At 61.4% G+C, this 15,449-nt stretch carries 12 protein-coding genes and 1 pseudogene; 4 read left to right on the top strand and 9 right to left on the bottom strand.

Annotated features, from left to right (window positions below):
* Positions 1–149 precede the first annotated feature (149 nt).
* From AUK77_RS13485 to AUK77_RS13450, 8 genes are all read right to left on the bottom strand, one after another.
* Positions 150–1,469: a sigma-54 dependent transcriptional regulator gene (locus AUK77_RS13485; protein ID WP_296130487.1), complete on the bottom strand. Its 1,320-nt coding sequence runs from the start codon at positions 1,467–1,469 to the stop codon at positions 150–152.
* Positions 1,462–3,381 (bottom strand): ATP-binding protein, encoded by a 1,920-nt coding sequence (locus AUK77_RS13480; RefSeq protein ID WP_296130485.1) that lies wholly within the window; start codon positions 3,379–3,381, stop codon positions 1,462–1,464. The genes AUK77_RS13485 and AUK77_RS13480 overlap by 8 nt, the downstream gene beginning before the upstream one ends.
* Before the next feature lie 191 nt (positions 3,382–3,572).
* Positions 3,573–4,307 carry an amino acid ABC transporter ATP-binding protein gene (locus AUK77_RS13475; protein WP_296130483.1) on the bottom strand — a complete coding sequence of 245 codons (735 nt, stop codon included), beginning with the start codon at positions 4,305–4,307 and terminating at the stop codon, positions 3,573–3,575.
* Positions 4,304–4,972 carry an ABC transporter permease subunit gene (locus AUK77_RS13470; RefSeq protein ID WP_296130482.1) on the bottom strand — a complete coding sequence of 223 codons (669 nt, stop codon included), beginning with the start codon at positions 4,970–4,972 and terminating at the stop codon, positions 4,304–4,306. The genes AUK77_RS13475 and AUK77_RS13470 overlap by 4 nt, the downstream gene beginning before the upstream one ends.
* Positions 4,969–5,715, bottom strand: a complete 747-nt coding sequence (locus AUK77_RS13465; RefSeq protein ID WP_296130481.1) for an amino acid ABC transporter permease — start codon at positions 5,713–5,715, stop codon at positions 4,969–4,971. Before AUK77_RS13465 ends, AUK77_RS13470 begins: the two co-directional genes overlap by 4 nt.
* Before the next feature lie 181 nt (positions 5,716–5,896).
* Positions 5,897–6,805, bottom strand: coding sequence for a glutamate/aspartate ABC transporter substrate-binding protein (locus AUK77_RS13460; RefSeq protein ID WP_296130479.1), 909 nt, complete (start codon positions 6,803–6,805; stop codon positions 5,897–5,899).
* 264 nt (positions 6,806–7,069) lie between these two features.
* Complete coding sequence (locus tag AUK77_RS13455; protein WP_296130477.1) at positions 7,070–8,182, bottom strand: polyamine ABC transporter substrate-binding protein; 1,113 nt, start codon at positions 8,180–8,182, stop codon at positions 7,070–7,072.
* A 109-nt stretch (positions 8,183–8,291) separates the two neighbouring features.
* Complete coding sequence (locus tag AUK77_RS13450; protein ID WP_296130476.1) at positions 8,292–9,320, bottom strand: histone deacetylase family protein; 1,029 nt, start codon at positions 9,318–9,320, stop codon at positions 8,292–8,294.
* A gap of 258 nt (positions 9,321–9,578) precedes the next feature.
* Here AUK77_RS13450 and AUK77_RS13445 point away from each other — a divergent pair, with 258 nt between their 5' ends.
* From AUK77_RS13445 to AUK77_RS13430, 4 genes are read left to right on the top strand one after another with little or no spacing between them, the layout of a single operon-like run.
* Positions 9,579–9,884 carry a PepSY domain-containing protein gene (locus tag AUK77_RS13445; RefSeq protein ID WP_296130475.1) on the top strand — a complete coding sequence of 102 codons (306 nt, stop codon included), beginning with the start codon at positions 9,579–9,581 and terminating at the stop codon, positions 9,882–9,884.
* The gene (locus AUK77_RS13440; protein WP_296130472.1) at positions 9,881–11,194 is read left to right on the top strand and encodes a sialidase family protein; all 1,314 of its coding nucleotides are present in this window, start codon (positions 9,881–9,883) and stop codon (positions 11,192–11,194) included. Before AUK77_RS13445 ends, AUK77_RS13440 begins: the two co-directional genes overlap by 4 nt.
* Positions 11,191–11,802 (top strand): hypothetical protein, encoded by a 612-nt coding sequence (locus AUK77_RS13435; RefSeq protein WP_296130471.1) that lies wholly within the window; start codon positions 11,191–11,193, stop codon positions 11,800–11,802. The genes AUK77_RS13440 and AUK77_RS13435 overlap by 4 nt, the downstream gene beginning before the upstream one ends.
* Positions 11,799–13,835 carry an alkaline phosphatase family protein gene (locus AUK77_RS13430; RefSeq protein ID WP_296130470.1) on the top strand — a complete coding sequence of 679 codons (2,037 nt, stop codon included), beginning with the start codon at positions 11,799–11,801 and terminating at the stop codon, positions 13,833–13,835. Before AUK77_RS13435 ends, AUK77_RS13430 begins: the two co-directional genes overlap by 4 nt.
* Before the next feature lie 140 nt (positions 13,836–13,975).
* Here the strand turns inward: AUK77_RS13430 and AUK77_RS13425 are convergent.
* A pseudogene (locus AUK77_RS13425) lies at positions 13,976–14,939 on the bottom strand (AraC family transcriptional regulator).
* Positions 14,940–15,449: the final 510 nt, after the last annotated feature.

Raw genomic sequence — 15,449 nt, 5'->3', positions numbered from 1 at the left:
TGCTCATTTACAGCTCGTAAACTCGCGTGCGAGCCCAGTCCGCGTCCTCGCCGCTTTGACCAGCCGGAGGCTGTTACTAACGTAGCGCCTTGCAGGACTCTAGCTCGCAAGACCGTAAACAGGTTCTTAGGCGTGGGGTGGGGCTGTGGCTACAGGCCGTACTTCTTTACTTTATCGAACAGTGTGGTCTTGGCCATGCCCAAGGCTTGGGCGGCCTGGCTGAGGTTGCCGGCGTGGCGGCCCAGGGTATCGCTGAGAAGGCTGCGTTCGAAGGCCTCCACCGTTTCGGCGAAGTTCGGGCTGGTCTCGCTACCCAGTTCGCTGCCCTTGAATACTGGCAGGCCAAGGGCGAAACGCTCGGCGACGTTACGCAGTTCGCGCACATTGCCCGGCCAGTCGTGGCTCATCAGGCGGCTCAGGGTCTGGCGGTCGAGTGACGGTGCGATGCGGTCGAAGCGTAGCGCAGCCAGTTGGAGGAAATGCTCGAACAGCAGGGCGATGTCCTCACGCCGTTCGCGCAATGGTGGCAGTGCCAGGGTCACCACGTTGAGCCGGTAGTAAAGGTCGCTGCGAAACTGCCCGGCCTTGCCTTGCTGTTCCAGGTCGGCTTTGGTCGCGGCGATTATCCGGCAATCCACTGCCACGCTCTGGTTCGAGCCGAGGCGTTCCAGGCTGTGCTCCTGCAACACCCGCAGCAATTTGATCTGCAGGTTCAGCGGCATGCTCTCGACTTCGTCGAGAAACAGCGTGCCGCCGTTGGCGTGTTCGATCTTGCCGATGCGCCGCTTGCCCGCGCCAGTGAAGGCGTGGGCCTCGTGGCCGAAGATTTCGCTCTCGAACAGGTTTTCCGGCAGGCCGCCACAGTTGAGCGCGACAAACGGCTTGGCCTGGCGTCGGCTGAAGTCGTGCAGGCAGCGCGCCACCAGCTCCTTGCCGGTGCCGGTTTCACCTTCGATCAGCACGTTGGCCCCGGTATCGGCAACGTTGGCGATCAGCTCACGCAGTTGCTGCATCGCTGGCGAGCGGCCGATCAGGCGCTGCTCCAAGGCCTGGCGGCCCGCCAGCTGGCGGCGCAGGGCCGTTACTTCGCGGGCCAGGCTGCGTTGTTCCAGGGCGCGGCGCACAACATCCACCAGGCGCTCGGGGGAGAAGGGTTTCTCCATAAAGTCGTAAGCGCCGTCACGCATGGCATTGACCGCCATCTCGATGTCTCCATGACCGGTGATCAGCACCACCGGCAGGCTGGGGTCGCGCTGTTTGAGACGGCTGAGCAGTTGCAGGCCGTCGATGCCGGGCAGGCGGATATCGCTGATGACGATGCCGGCAAAGTCCGCGTTGATGCGTTGCAGGGCTTCTTCGGCGCTGCCCACGCCGACGCTGGGAATGTCTTCCAGGGCCAGTGCCTGCTGGCAACCAAGCAATACGTGGGGGTCGTCTTCGACGATCAGAACGCTCAGTGGTTCACTCATGGCCTGGGGTCTCCTGGTGGGCGGTGACTTTGGCCAGGTTCAGCTCGAAGGCCGTACCGCCGCTGTCCGGGTGTTGCACGGTCAGGCTGCCGGCGGCGGCGGCAGCCAGGCTGGCAGAAAGGGTTAGGCCCAGGCCCAGGCCTTTCTCGCCGGGTTTGGTGGTGAAGAACGGCTCGAACAGGTGCACGCGTACATCGGCGGCGATCCCCGGGCCGTTGTCGCGCACGCTCAGGCGGTAGCGTTCGCCGTCATCGTGGCCGGTCAGCCAGAGCTGGCGCTCGGTTTGCTCGCTCATGGCGTCGAGGGCGTTGGCGATCAGGTTGACCAGAATCTGTTCCAGGCGCGTCTGTTCAATGGCCAGGCGCACATCGGCCGGACCGTGGGCATAGTCACGGTGCAGTTGCACGGCGGCATAGCCGGGGTGGTTCTGCAACAGCAGCAGGGCGGCGTCCACCGCCTGCTCCAGGCTCGCCTCGCCCTGGTCGCCACTGCGGCGGGCAAAGGCGCGCAGGCTGGCGGTGATCTTGCCCATGCGGTCGACCAGTTCGCAGATGGTTTTAAGGTTGCTGCTGGCTACATCAAGGGCACCGCGCTGGAGGAAACGTACGGTATTGCCGGACAGGGTGCGCAGCGCCGCCAGCGGCTGATTCAGTTCGTGGGCGATGCTGGTGGACATCTGCCCGATCACTGCCAGCTTACCGGCCTGCACCAGTTCGTCTTGGGCTTGGCGCAAGGTGGTTTCCGCTTGCTTGCGTTCGCGCACTTCGGCCTGCAGGCGCTGGTTGCTGGCCTGCAGATCGGCAGTGCGTTCGGCGATCTTGCGTTCCAGTTCGTTGTTGGCTTGCTCCAGTGCTTCACGGGCGGCCAGGCGGGTGGCGATCACCTTGCGCCGCTGGTTCAGCGCCAGGCCCAAGAAGATCAGCAGGGCGCAGGCCACGGCCGCCAGCATGGCGTGGCTGAGGGCGGCGCGGCGTTGGTCTTGCAGTGGGGTGAGCAGGGTCAGGTGCCAGGGGGTGTCGTCCAGCGGCCGAGTCTGCGCCAGGTAGGTGATCGGCCCAGCGTCTACCTCGCCGTCCTGGTCGGCGGCGAAGCTGACTTGCTCCAAGCCGTCGCCGAGGGTGCGGCGGGCCAGCGGTTGCAGTTCTTCCAATGCCCACCAGTGGTACTGCAGGCTGCGCGCCAGCCGCTCGCGGGTGTTCGGGCCCAGCGGATGCACGGCCTTGAGGCGCCGGCTGGGGTTGCTGGAGAGGATGATGATGCCGTTCTCGTCACTGACATACGCCTGCAGACGGGCGCGCTGCCAGCGTTGTTCCAAGCTGTCCAGGCGCACTTTGACCACTGCCACGCCGATGATCCGCTCGCCGCTTTTCAGACCGTGGGCCAGGTAGTAGCCGGGCTCGCCGGTGGTGCTGCCGATGCCGTAGAAGCGTCCGGGTTTGCCCTGGATGGCGTCCTGGAAATAGGCGCGAAACGACAGGTCTTCGCCGAGAAAGCTACTCGGCTCGCGCCAGTTACTGGTGGCCAGCACCCGGCCGCTGCGGTCCAGCACGTAGATGGCCAGGCTGCCACTGCGCTGGTTGAGGCCTTCGAGGTAATCGTTGACCAGTCCCCGGCGGTAGGTGGTGGGCGTTTGCAGCAGGCGGCCGACGTTGTACTCCAGCTCCAGCAGGCTGGGCAGGTAGGTGTACTTGGTGATCTCGCTTTCTACCGCGCGGGCGTTGAGTTCCAGCTGGCGTTCACCCCCTTCAGCGAGGTCACGGATGCCGCTGCGTTCGCTGAGGTGATAGCCGGCATAACCGCAGCCGAGCACCAGCAGGAGCAGCAACAGGATCAGCAGCAGAAGGCGAGCGAGGCGCGGTTTCACGGTCAGGGCTGGCGGCACGGCGCAAAGAGAGGCGGTGGGGCATTGCATCACAGTCCTCCTTGGCTGGGTAGTTGTGGGCGCGCGTAATCCGTGGGAGGGGCTTTCGGCTCTGGCATCCTGCTTCGCTCTAACTCCTGCATCCATGCAGTCGTAGCCGCGATGCTGTTGCAACCTTGCCTGGCCAATCGCCGCTGAAGCGCCTCCCACAAGCGCTCAGCGGCCTGGTCCCACCTTTGGGGTTAGTGCTGGAGAATCTTCGCCAGGAACTGCTGGGCGCGCTCGGAGCGCTGGCTGACGTCACCGAAGAATTCTTCCTTGGCGCAGTCTTCGACGATCTGCCCGGCGTCCATGAATATCACCCGGTCGGCCACCTTGCGCGCAAAGCCCATCTCGTGGGTCACGCACATCATGGTCATGCCTTCCTGTGCCAGTTGCACCATCACATCCAGCACCTCGTTGACCATCTCCGGGTCGAGGGCCGAGGTCGGTTCGTCAAACAGCATCACCACCGGGTCCATGGCCAGCGCACGGGCAATCGCCACGCGCTGCTGCTGGCCGCCGGAAAGCTGGCCAGGATGCTTGTGCGCATGCGCCGACAGGCCGACACGTTCCAGCAGCTTGAGGCCTTTCTCGGTGGCCTCGGCCTTGCTGCGGCCGAGCACCTTGATCTGCGCGATGGTCAGGTTCTCGGTGATGGAGAGGTGCGGGAACAGTTCGAAGTGCTGGAACACCATGCCGACCCGCGAACGCAGCTGGGGCAGGTTGGTCTTCGGGTCGGCAATCGAGGTGCCATCGACCACAATGTCACCCTTCTGGAACGGTTCCAGGGCGTTGACGCACTTGATCAGGGTGGATTTGCCGGAACCGGACGGCCCGCACACCACCACCACTTCGCCTTTCTTCACTTCGGTGGTGCAGTCGGTCAGCACCTGGAAGTTTCCGTACCACTTGTTGACGTTTTTGATGGAAATCATACGGCTAACCTTTTTTGCAGATGCTTGACCAGCAACGAGGCGGAGAAGCTGATGAGGAAGTACACCAGGCCGGCGAAGATCAGGAATTCATGGGGCTGGCCGATGATGTCGCCACGCGAGCGGGCGGCGTTGAGGAAGTCCATCAGGCCGACGGTGTAGACCAGCGAGGTGTCCTGAAACAGGATGATGCTCTGCTGCAGCAGCAGCGGGGTCATCTTGCGGAACGCCTGCGGCAGGATGATCAGGCGCATGGTCTGCCCATAGTTCATCCCCAGCGCCTGGGCGGCGCCCATCTGGCCACGGGGGATGGCCTGAATGCCGGCGCGGACGATCTCACAGAAGTACGCCGCTTCGAACATTACAAAGGCCACCAGGCAAGAGGTGAAGGCACCGATTGGGGTGTCTTCGCCGGTGATCCAGCGCAGGATGAACGGCACCGCAAAGTAGAACCAGGTGATCACCAGCAGCAGCGGGATCGAGCGGAAATAGTTGACGTAGGCGGCGGCGATATTCGCCAGCAGCTTGTTATGTGACAGGCGCATGAGCGCCAGCACGGTGCCCAGGACCACGCCGCCAATGATGCCCATGACCATCAGCTGGAGGGTCATGGCCATGCCATCCCACAGGCCTGGCAGGGCCGGAACGATTGCACTGAAATCCATCATTTACCTCCCATAGCGATCAGGCCGGGCACCGCGACTTTCTTCTCAATCAGGCGCATCAGCAGCATCAGGCTCATGTTCAGGGTGAAGTAGATCAGCGTGGCCAGGGTGAAGGCTTCGAACAGGTTGGCGCTGAACTCAGCGGTCTGTTTGGTCTGCGCCAGCAACTCCATCAGGCCGATTAGCGAAGCCACCGATGAGTTCTTGAAGATGTTCAGAAACTCGCTGGTGAGTGGAGGGATGATGATCCGGTAAGCCTGCGGCAGCAGTACGTTGCTGTAGATTTGCGGCAGTTTGAAACCCATGGCATAAGCAGCGGCCGTCTGGCCTTTGGGCAGCGCCTGGATGCCGGTGCGCACCTGCTCGCAAACCCGTGCGGCGGTAAATAAGCCAAGACAAACCACAACCGACAAATATGCCGATGTGGCAGGGTTGAGATCCTGCTTGAACCAGATTTCTAATGGCTCGGGCAGCAGGTCCGGCACCAGGAAGTACCAGAGAAACAGCTGCACCAGCAGCGGTACGTTGCGGAAGATTTCCACGTAGGTGGCGGCGATGCCGGAGATCCAGCGGTTCGGCACCGTACGCATGACGCCGAGCAGCGAGCCCAGCGCTAGGGCGATGATCCAGCCGACGATGGCGATGGCGATGGTCCAGCCCAGGCCGGTGATGAACCAGTCCAGGTAGATCTCGCTGCCGATGCCGGTGGGCTTGAAGAAAATGCCCCAGTCCCAGTTGTAGTTCATGTGGGTTGCCCCTCGGGTGTTGCGAAATAGGCCGTGGGTCGGAGGAGGCCGGGCAGGTGTTTGCCTGCCCCGTTCGCGGGTGGCGAACGTGCCTCGATCCAGTCAGATGGAAGGTGGAAGACGGGTGCTTCCGGGGTTCCCCGTCTACCGCCGCTCTTGTGAAGCGGCGGCAGGCGTACCGTCAGATCTGCTCGGCAGACTTGTCGGTGGGGTTGGCGATCAGCTTTTTCAGTTCATCGCTCATGGGGAAGTTGAGGTTGAGGTTCTTCGGCGGGATTGGTTGCATGAACCACTTGTCATAGATGGCGTTGACTTCACCGGAGGCAAAGGTGGCGCTGATGGCCTTGTCGACCACCTGCTTAAAGCCTTCGTCACCTTTGCGCATCATGCAGCCGTAAATCTCAAAGGACTGCGGCTCGCCGACCACCACCCAGTCAGCCGGCTGTTTGGCCTTGGCCATTTCGCCGTAGAGCAGGGCGTCGTCCATCATGAAGGCCAGGGCGCGGCCGGATTCGAGCATCAGGAAGGACTCGCCATGGTCCTTGGCCGAGATGATGTTCATGCCCATCTGCTTCTCGGCATTCATGATCTTCAGCAGGCGCTCGGAGGTGGTGCCGGCGGTGGTCACCACGTTCTTGCCCTTGAGATCAGGGAAGTCGCTGACCCCCGAGGTTTTCTTGGTCAGCAGGCGGGTGCCGACTTCGAAGATGCCGACGGAGAAGTCCACCTGACGCTGGCGCTCGATGTTGTTGGTGGTGGAGCCGCACTCCAGGTCGACGGTGCCGTTCTGCACCAGCGGGATACGGGTCTGCGAGGTGACCAGGTTGTAGCGCACCTTGAGGTCCGGCATGCCCAGTTCCTGCTTGATCGCTTCAACCACTTTCAGCTGCAGGTCGTGGGAGTAGCCCACGGGCTGCTGTGGGTTGTCGCCGAAGTAGGAGAAGGGGATGGAGGCGTCGCGGTGGCCCAGGGTGATGGTGCCGGAGTCTTTGATCTTCTTCAGGGTGCCGGTCAGTTCGCTGGCGAAGGCCGGGCTGCTGATCAGGGCGGCGGCAATGGCCGCACTCAGTACGCGGGGGACAATACGCATGAATCTGTTCCTCGATGTTGTTCTTATGGGCGGCCGGGCCTGTTGGGCTTAACCGCTGGCTTGGAAGAGCTATCGCATTCCTGCCGGTACAGGGAGCAGGATGTATGCCAGGCCATCGAGGGTTTTTATGAATATGTAAGCTATTGAAATATATGAGTAAATTTTAAAATTTGGCGGATGAAAAACGCCCAGCTGTTCGGCTGGGCGATTAATCAGTGGTTTGGCATTCGGAAAACCGAACGCTTTTCAGGGGCTGATGGGCGATCAGGTCCCCGACTTGATGGTGTTCCACACCCGTGTACGCACGCGTTCGATTTTCTGCGGCAGCGGTTGCAGCACGTAAAGGGTCTTCTGCGCTTCGGCGGTCGGGGTCAGGCCGGGGTTGTCGCGGATTTCTGCGCCCACCAGTGGCATGCCGTCTTTGTTCGGGTTGGGGTAGCCGAGGAAGTCGCTGATTGGCGCGATGACCTTGGGCTCAAGCAGATGGTTGAGGAATTCATGGGCCTCGGCGACGTTCTTCGCGCTTTTCGGGATGGCGAAGGAGTCGTACCACAGCGGCGCGCCTTCTTTCGGCAAGCGCCAATCGACCACCACGCCGTTGCCCGCTTCTTTAGCGCGGTTGGCGAACTGGTAGAAGCTGCCCGAGTAGCCGATGGCCACGCAGATGTCACCGTTGGCGATGTCAGTCATGTACTTGGCGGAGTGGAAGTAGGCCACGTGGGGACGAATCTTCAGCATCAGCGCGCTGGCTTTTTCGTAGTCTTCGGGCTTGGTGCTGTTGGGGTCCAAGCCCAGGTAGTGCAGGGCGATGGGCAGGATATCGCCGGGTGAGTCGAGCATGGCCACGCCGCATTGCTTGAGTTTGCTGATGTTCTCTTCCTTGAAGATCAGGTCCCAGCTGTCCACCGGTGCATCGGCACCGAGCACGGCTTTGACCTTGTCCGGGTTGAAGCCGATCAGCACGGTGCCGTACATGTAAGGCACGGCGTACTGGTTGCCGGGGTCGTTGGCGGTCATCAGCTTTAGCAGGCCGGGGTCGAGGTGCTGCCAGTTGGGCAGTTTGCTCTTGTCCAGCGGTTGGAATACCCCAGCCTTGATTTGCGTATCAAGGAAGGTGTTGGTCGGCACCACCAAGTCATAGCCGGAGTTGCCGGTGAGCAGCTTGGCTTCCAGCGACTCGTTGGTGTCGAACACGTCCCACGTCAGCTTGATGCCGCTGTTGTCAGCGAACGCTTTGGGCACCGAGGGCAGCATGTAATCGGCCCAGTTATACACGCGCAGTTCGCGCGGCTTCTCGGGTGTTTGCGCTTGGGCTGCGCCGGTCATCAAGGTTGCGCCGCAGACAGCGACGGCGAGTAGGTGTTTGATTGTTGTCATCGTATTCACCTTTTTAGACGTTATGAAACTCTAGATCGTCGGGCGGGGCGGGACGCGCTCGCGGTGGATGAGAAGAGCGTCAGCTGCGCGCCCCGGTCCACCCGACGTGCTACCGGCCCTCGAAACCTTCCAGTACGTTGACGGCGTTGACGCCGATGGCCTCCACCGCATAGCCGCCTTCCATCACGAACAGCGTCGGCTTGCCGAGGGCGGCGATGCGTTGGCCCATGGCCAGGTAATCCGGGCTGTCGAGTTTGAACTGGGAAATCGGGTCGTCCTTGAAGGTGTCCACGCCCAGCGACACCACGATCACTTCAGCACCGTATTCGGCAATCCGCTGGCAGGCTTCATCCAGCGCGGCGCTCCACACGGCCCACGGGCTGCCCATTGGCAACGGGTAGTTGAAGTTGCAGCCTTCGCCCGCGCCTTCTCCATGCTCGTCGGCATAGCCGAGGAAGAACGGAAATTCATCGGCCGGGTCGCCGTGGATCGAGGTGAAGAGCACATCGTTGCGGCGATAGAAAATGTCTTGGGTGCCGTTGCCATGGTGATAGTCGACGTCAAGAATAGCCACGCGCTGCATGCCTTGATCCACAAAAGCCTGAGCGGCGATGGCGGCGTTATTCAGGTAGCAGTAGCCGCCCATCAGCTCCCCGGCAGCGTGATGACCCGGCGGGCGGCACAGGGCAAAGGCGCTGTGTGCGCCGTCGGCGATGGCTTGCTGGGCGCTCAGCGCCACCTGTGCTGCACTGTAAGCCGCCTGCCAGGTGCCAGCGGTGATCGGCGCGCCGCCGTCGAAACTGTAATAGCCGAGCTGGCCGTGTAAGTCCCGGGGGATGAGTGGGCGTAACGTACGCGCCGGCCAGGTGAAAGGCAGCAGATCGCCGCTGCCGTTTTGCGCTTGCCAGCGATCCCAGGCCCCCTTGAAAAAGTCCAGATAAGCGGCGCTGTGGATGCGCTCGATTGGCGCGAGGCCGAAATCCTGTGGCGGGCGCACGTCGCCGAGTTGGCGATCCTTGACGCGCTGCAAGATATGGTCGGCGCGTTGCGGTTTCTCAAAGCAGGGCATCAGCTGACCGTCAATCAGCTCGCAGCTGCCGTGGTGCAGGTGATGGTCATCGCTGTAGAAAGTGAGCATGTGAAGCGGCTCCAGGCCTGTTGTTGTGCCTGCATTGTTCGCCTGCCCAAGGCGGTTGGAGAACGCTGACAACGGCCAAAAGGGGATCGAAGTGGCCAAAATGCGCGGTTCTCAGAGGTTTGCTGCAACTTTTGAGCAGGCGTGCTAAAACCCCGGGCCAACTGTTACAAGCCATGAGTCTTAAGCCTTTCTTAAGCTTATTTGCAGCATTTTGCTGCCCGCCGGGGCTTTGCCCCTTGAGTGTTGACGGGGTCAAGCATGTTTAAACAGGTTCACCGATGTGGTCGCGCAGCGTTGCTGCTGCTCTCTATGGCGCTGCCTACGGTTGTTCTGGCTGAAGTGGAGTGCACCCGCGCCGACCGCTCGACCTGGATGGACGAGTCGGATTATCGCGAGCACATGAAAGACCAGGGCGTGCAGATCACCAAGTTCGTGATCACGCCAGGCAACTGCTACGAAATCTACGGTTTTGATAAAACCGGCGAGAAAGTCGAGATCTATTCCAACCCCGTGGATGCCTCAGAGGTGGCGCAAATCAAGCCTCAGACGGTGGCTAAACCATGATCAAGGCCTTTGCCGTTCCCGCCTTGCTGAGCGCCGCTGTGGCGGTGTTTGCCTACACTTGGTACAGCGAGCCGCAACAGCCGTTGGCCGGGTTTGCGTCGCTGACGCATACGCCGAACCCGTCCACTGCGCCGGCATTCGCCGCGCACCTGGCTTCAAGCAACATGGAAGACTTTGTCCATTCTGCGTCGGTATCCGGGCTGGGTGGCGGCGATTTGATGGCAGTCTGGTTCGCCGGCACCCGTGAAGGCTCGGCGGATGTCCAGATCCGCTCAGCGCGCTTTGACGCCGAGACTCGCCAGTGGAGCGCCGAACGCGTGCTGGCGACCCGTAAAGGCACCGAGCAGGCCGTTGGCAAGCGCATCCGCAAACTGGGCAACCCTGTGATCAGCCTGGCCCCGGACAACCGCCTGTGGCTGTTCTATGTCTCCGTTTCAATTGGCGGTTGGGCCGGCAGTGCGGTTAATGCCATGGTCTCGGACGACCTGGGTGAAACCTGGTCCACGCCGCGGCAGTTGGTCACCACGCCTTTCCTTAATATCAGCACCCTGGTGCGCGGTGCGCCGGTGTTCCACGCCGACGGCAGTATTGGTCTGCCGGTGTTCCACGCCGACGGCAGTATTGGTCTGCCGGTCTATCACGAGTTCCTCGGCAAGTTCCCCGAGTACCTGCATCTGAACGCCGACGGTCATGTGCAAGGCAAGTACCGCATTGGCAAGGCACGTTATTCCTTACAGCCCAGTGTAGTGCCGCTCGATGAGCACCGTGCTGTGGCACTGTTGCGCTACTCCGGTGAGCAGGACCATCGCCTGCTCGCCAGCCGCACCGAAGACAGCGGGCGCACCTGGAGCAAGCCCCATGCGTTGGAACCAAGCAACCCCAACTCGTCGGTGGCCGCCGTGGGGCGTCCCGACGGCAGCCTGCTGGTGGCGATGAATGATCTGGAAGACGGCCGATTCCGCCTGACGCTGTACGCCACCGACAGCAACCTGGACAACTGGCGCACGCTCGGTGAGCTGGATGAAAGCCCCAACCCATGGGGTGAGCCGATCCCGCATGCGGAGTTTCCGGCGGTCATCCTGGAGAAGTTCCGTGACAGTGGTGGGGCGCGGTTTGCCGACCGTGAAGCGGTCTTTCTTGAGCGCGTGACGGCCCGCATGTGCAGCGGCCACGGCTGCGAATTTGACTACGAATACCCCTACTTTACCCGCGATGCAGAGGGTAACTACCACCTGGTTTATTCCTGGAACGATATGTTCATCAAGCACCTGACCTTTAACGAAGCCTGGCTCGCGGAGCGTCGTCCATGATCGATTTCTGGCTGCCGCATCTGGCGTTTACCTTGTTGGTTTTCCTTCTTCTATCGCGCTCGCGTGCGGTTCAGCCTTGGTTATGGGGCGCGCTGCTAGCGGCTGCTGTATTGAGTGTGGCCCCTCTACAAGGCATGAGCCTGGCCTTGCAATTGCGTACCTACATGGGCGATCTGTCCATCAGCAGTTTGGTACTGCTGACGTGTGCCGTGCTGGGCCGTTTTGGTCTGCCTGCGCCTGCCGCGCGTGACCGCCTGATGATGCTGGGTTTGTTTGCCGCGCTGGCCTTGCTGCTCTACCCGGCCTCGTTGGGGCTGAGCTACAGCGACCCGTATCAAGTCGGCTTTGAGCCGCGCCCCTTGTTGCTGGTGCTGGGTGCGCTGTGCCTGATACTCATCGTGCTGCGCAGTTGGCTGGGTGCGTTGGCGTTGTTGCTGGCGACCCTGGCCTTTGCCTTGCGCCTCAATGCCTCGGAAAACTATTGGGACTACCTGATTGACCCTTACCTGGCCCTCTACAGCCTGGGCGCTCTGTTGGTGTTTGGCCTGCGTGCGCTGCTGGCGCGCCGTAATCAACGTTCTGCTTCTGACACAAGGACCCCCGCATGAGTTGGTTGGGATCGCGCCGTCTGCATTTTTTAGTCGGCCTTACCGTATTGCTGTTTGTGTTGTTTGCCAGCCTGCGCGGGATATTCCTGCTTGGCTTCTCTGGCCTGCCAGACGTGACCGACCCGGATGTGCTGCACACCCTAGGCATAGGCCTGCGCTTTGACCTGCGCCTGGCGCTGCTGTTGATGCTGCCGGTGGGGCTGCTGCTGGCGCTGCCCAAGCTGCGTCTGGCACGGTTTCGCGCATTCCGTTGGTTAGTGCGCGCCTATCTGGGCCTGGCCATTGCTGCGCTGGGCCTGCTGTACATCATCGACTTTGGTCACTACGCCTACCTGGGCGTGCGCCTGAACGCCACTGTGCTGCGCTTTGCCGGTGACGCGCAAACATCGGCGGGCATGCTCTGGCAAACCTACCCGGTGATCTGGATCACGCTGGCCTGGTTCGCGGGTGTGGCGCTGTGGCTGTATGCCCTGTTGCGCCTGGAGCGTGCCACGTTGGATCGCCCGCAGGCGCGTCACGTCGGCGTATTGCCGGCGCTGGGCGGCGCGGCGCTGGTCGGGGTGCTGGTGTTCTTTGGTTTGCTCGGCCGTGCGGCCGCGTTAAATCTGGAAAACCCGGTGCCACTGCGCTGGAGCGATGCCTTCTACAGTGGCAACAGCCAGGTGGCGGCCGTGGGCCTGAACCCGGCCCTGTTCCTCTTCGATACGCTCAAGCTGGAGCCCGTCGCGTTTGATGAAGCGGCCACTCGCGAGCACTACGACGTGGTGGCCGATTATCTGGGGGTAACCACGCGCGACCGCGAGGCGCTGAATTTCGTCCGTGAGCAGGATGTGCAACCGCATCGCCTGACCACCGAGCGCCCGCCCAATATCGTTTTTGTCATGCTCGAATCACTTGGCACCACCGCTGTAGGTGCCTATGGCAACCCGCTCAACCCCACGCCGAATCTGGATCGCCTGGCCCAGGAAAGCTGGTTCTTCCGCCACTTCTACGTGCCCGTGACCGGCACCGCGAAAACCGTGTGGGCGAGCATCACCGGTATTCCTGATGTATCGCGTGAAGAAACCGCCACGCGCAACCCGTTCATTGCCCGTCAACACACCCTGATCAACAACCTTGAAGGGTATGAGAAGTTCTACATGATTGGCGGTAACGCCGGTTGGGCCAATATCAACAGCCTGATTCGACAGAGCATCGATGATGTGCAGCTGTATGAAGAGCGCCATTGGCAATCGCCACAAGTGGACGTGTGGGGCATCTCTGATCTCGACTTCTTCAAGGAAAGTACGCGCATTCTCGGCGCTCTGCCCAAGGACAAGCCCTTCTTCGCCTATCTGCAAACCTCGGGTAATCACCGGCCTTTCACCATCCCTAAGGAAAATGACGGCTTCAAGCCGCTCGACTTGCCGTTGGAGCAGGTGCAAGAAGCGGGTTCGCGCAGCGTGGAACAGTTCAACGCCGTGCGCTTGCTCGACTTCAATATTGGCCGCTTGATGGAGTTGGCCAAGGAGCAGGGCTTCTACGACAACACGATTTTCGTGCTCTTCGGCGATCACAACACGCGTATCAGTCAGATTCCGCACATGGCCCCGGCCTTTGAGCAACTGGGGCTGGAAAGTAACAACGTGCCACTGCTGATCCACGCGCCCAAATGGTTGGCCCCACGTGAATTTGAGGAAGCGGTGGGGTTGGCGGACTTGCTGCCGACCATGGCGGGCTTGCTCGGTGTGCCATTTACCAGTGGTGCGCTGGGGCGCGATATTCAACGCCCGGCACCCGAGGGCGAGCGAGTGGTGCCGCTGGTGCTGCAGGAGGGCAGCTTTCCGATTATTGGCGCGGTCACCCAGGACTTCCTGCTGCAGATGCGCCATGACGGCACTTCACCGACCCTGCACGACCTGCATTCGCCCACCCCGCGTGACAACGTGGCAGAGGCCCATCCGCAGGAGTTTCAGCGGCTGAATGCACTGAGTCGCGGCCTGCACGAAGCCTCACGTCTGCAGATGTACCGCAACGTACGCCCTGAAGAGTGACGCCAGCTCGGTGGATGACGCAGGCGTCATTCACCGGGGTTAAGCCGAATCGCTGCATGGGTGCCGTTTTGTAGGGTGGATGACGCTGTGTTCATCCACTATTATTCAGCGGGCTTTGCGGGCGAAAACGCTTGCTTGCGCTAGGCGCGAAAACGGCTCGGCGGCACGCCGCTCCAGCGCTGAAAGGCGTGGCGAAAGCTGGCGGTTTCACTGAAGCCTAGGTGCTCGGCAATCCGGCAGATCGGCCAGTCTTGCTCGCCCAGCAGGGTTTTCGCGCGCTCAAAGCGCAGCTCATCGAGCAATTCCTGATAGTGCGTGCCGAGCTCCTGCAAATGCCGGCGCAAGGTGCGGGGCGAGCAATGCATCTGCTGCGCCAGTTGCTCCAGACCGGGCGGTGCGGTGAGTTGGGCGGCCAGTAATTGGCGCACCCGCTGCAGCCACGCTTGGCGCGTATTGAATTCACTGTTCTGCTTGCGGCAGCGCTCCAGCATCTCGCGGTGCGTCACCGCATCGGCCAACGGCAAAGGCTGTTGCAGCCAACTGGCCGGGAAGGCAAAGCCATTGCGCGCCCCCGCAAAATGCAGGGGGCAGGCAAAACTCTGTGCATAGCGCGCACTGTAAGCGGGTTCCTCATAACGGAACTGTGCGGCACTCAATGGCAGGGGGTGGCCGAGCAAGTCATCGCTGATCAGCTTGAGCGAGGCCAGGCACATTTCTAGGTTGAACACCTCAAGCGCCGGGCTGTGCTGATAGTCACAGGCGCTGACCCAAGCCAACTCGCCTTCAATCTGCAATTCCAGTTTGAAGTAAGTACCGAGCAGGGCTGGGTACTGCAGCATCAGACGCCAAGCGTCACCAAAGGTGGCACTCGACAGCGCGGCGTAACCGACCATGCCATAGGCCGACACGTGCATGCGCCGCCCCAACTCCAAGCCCAGATCACTGCGCACTTTCAGGGCATTGGCGCACACCTGCAGCTCTGCTGTACGGGTGATGCGGGTGTCCGCACAGGCCAGATCAGCCGCAGTAATGCCGCTGCCCGCCAGCAAGGGCTCGGTCAATCATCGAAACCACATGCAGGGTGGTCAGGTGCGCGTGCAACATCGGGGCAACCGTAACTGTTCAGGATGCCCAAACAACGCAAGAACTATGCCGCGCCCTGCCGATGAGAGGCGCACAGGGCTTAGCCTTGACCGTGATTGAGTTACAGGTTGCGCAGTAACTCACAGGCTTTTGCCCAGCTCGGTGCGCCTGACTTGGCGAATTCACTGCCCTGTAACCCGCATGCTTGCAGGGCTGTATTTTCGAGAAAGGACCTTTTCAGACCATCCCTAGCAACACAATCACGCTCGATTGCAGGCACAGGATAAAGTCAGGGTAATGCTTGATGGCACCATTTAGGGCCCAGACCTGCCACTTTGATTGCGGTGTAATCAGCGCACGTTGCTGCAGTCAGCAAGAAAATCATTCATGCGCTCCTCAAGGCTATTACCGCGTTCTTCACGCTGATAAAGGCTGGCGGCGGCAAAAACTGAGTGCAACACCTGACCTTTCCGGTACGGTGCTGCCCCTATGTCTTATTCCGAACTCAGCGTTGAAGAACGCGCCACCATT

The sequence above is a fragment of the Pseudomonas sp. Ga0074129 genome (assembly GCA_001465025.1).
Taxonomy (GTDB): domain Bacteria; phylum Pseudomonadota; class Gammaproteobacteria; order Pseudomonadales; family Pseudomonadaceae; genus Aquipseudomonas.
The sequence above is the reverse complement of the archived record's forward strand: the minus strand, read 5'-3'. Positions and strand labels throughout refer to the sequence as shown.

Bases quoted from the DNA above. Each gene is read 5' to 3' on its own strand.
- AUK77_RS13460 (WP_296130479.1), bottom strand. From the start codon at position 6,805: ATGCGTATTGTCCCCCGCGTACTGAGTGCGGCCATTGCCGCCGCCCTG.
- AUK77_RS13470 (WP_296130482.1), bottom strand. From the start codon at position 4,972: ATGATGGATTTCAGTGCAATCGTTCCGGCCCTGCCAGGCCTGTGGGAT.
- AUK77_RS13440 (WP_296130472.1), top strand. From the start codon at position 9,881: ATGATCAAGGCCTTTGCCGTTCCCGCCTTGCTGAGCGCCGCTGTGGCG.
- AUK77_RS13445 (WP_296130475.1), top strand. From the start codon at position 9,579: ATGTTTAAACAGGTTCACCGATGTGGTCGCGCAGCGTTGCTGCTGCTC.
- AUK77_RS13465 (WP_296130481.1), bottom strand. From the start codon at position 5,715: ATGAACTACAACTGGGACTGGGGCATTTTCTTCAAGCCCACCGGCATC.
- AUK77_RS13435 (WP_296130471.1), top strand. From the start codon at position 11,191: ATGATCGATTTCTGGCTGCCGCATCTGGCGTTTACCTTGTTGGTTTTC.
- AUK77_RS13485 (WP_296130487.1), bottom strand. From the start codon at position 1,469: ATGAGTGAACCACTGAGCGTTCTGATCGTCGAAGACGACCCCCACGTA.
- AUK77_RS13480 (WP_296130485.1), bottom strand. From the start codon at position 3,381: ATGCAATGCCCCACCGCCTCTCTTTGCGCCGTGCCGCCAGCCCTGACC.
- AUK77_RS13450 (WP_296130476.1), bottom strand. From the start codon at position 9,320: ATGCTCACTTTCTACAGCGATGACCATCACCTGCACCACGGCAGCTGC.
- AUK77_RS13430 (WP_296130470.1), top strand. From the start codon at position 11,799: ATGAGTTGGTTGGGATCGCGCCGTCTGCATTTTTTAGTCGGCCTTACC.
- AUK77_RS13455 (WP_296130477.1), bottom strand. From the start codon at position 8,182: ATGACAACAATCAAACACCTACTCGCCGTCGCTGTCTGCGGCGCAACC.
- AUK77_RS13475 (WP_296130483.1), bottom strand. From the start codon at position 4,307: ATGATTTCCATCAAAAACGTCAACAAGTGGTACGGAAACTTCCAGGTG.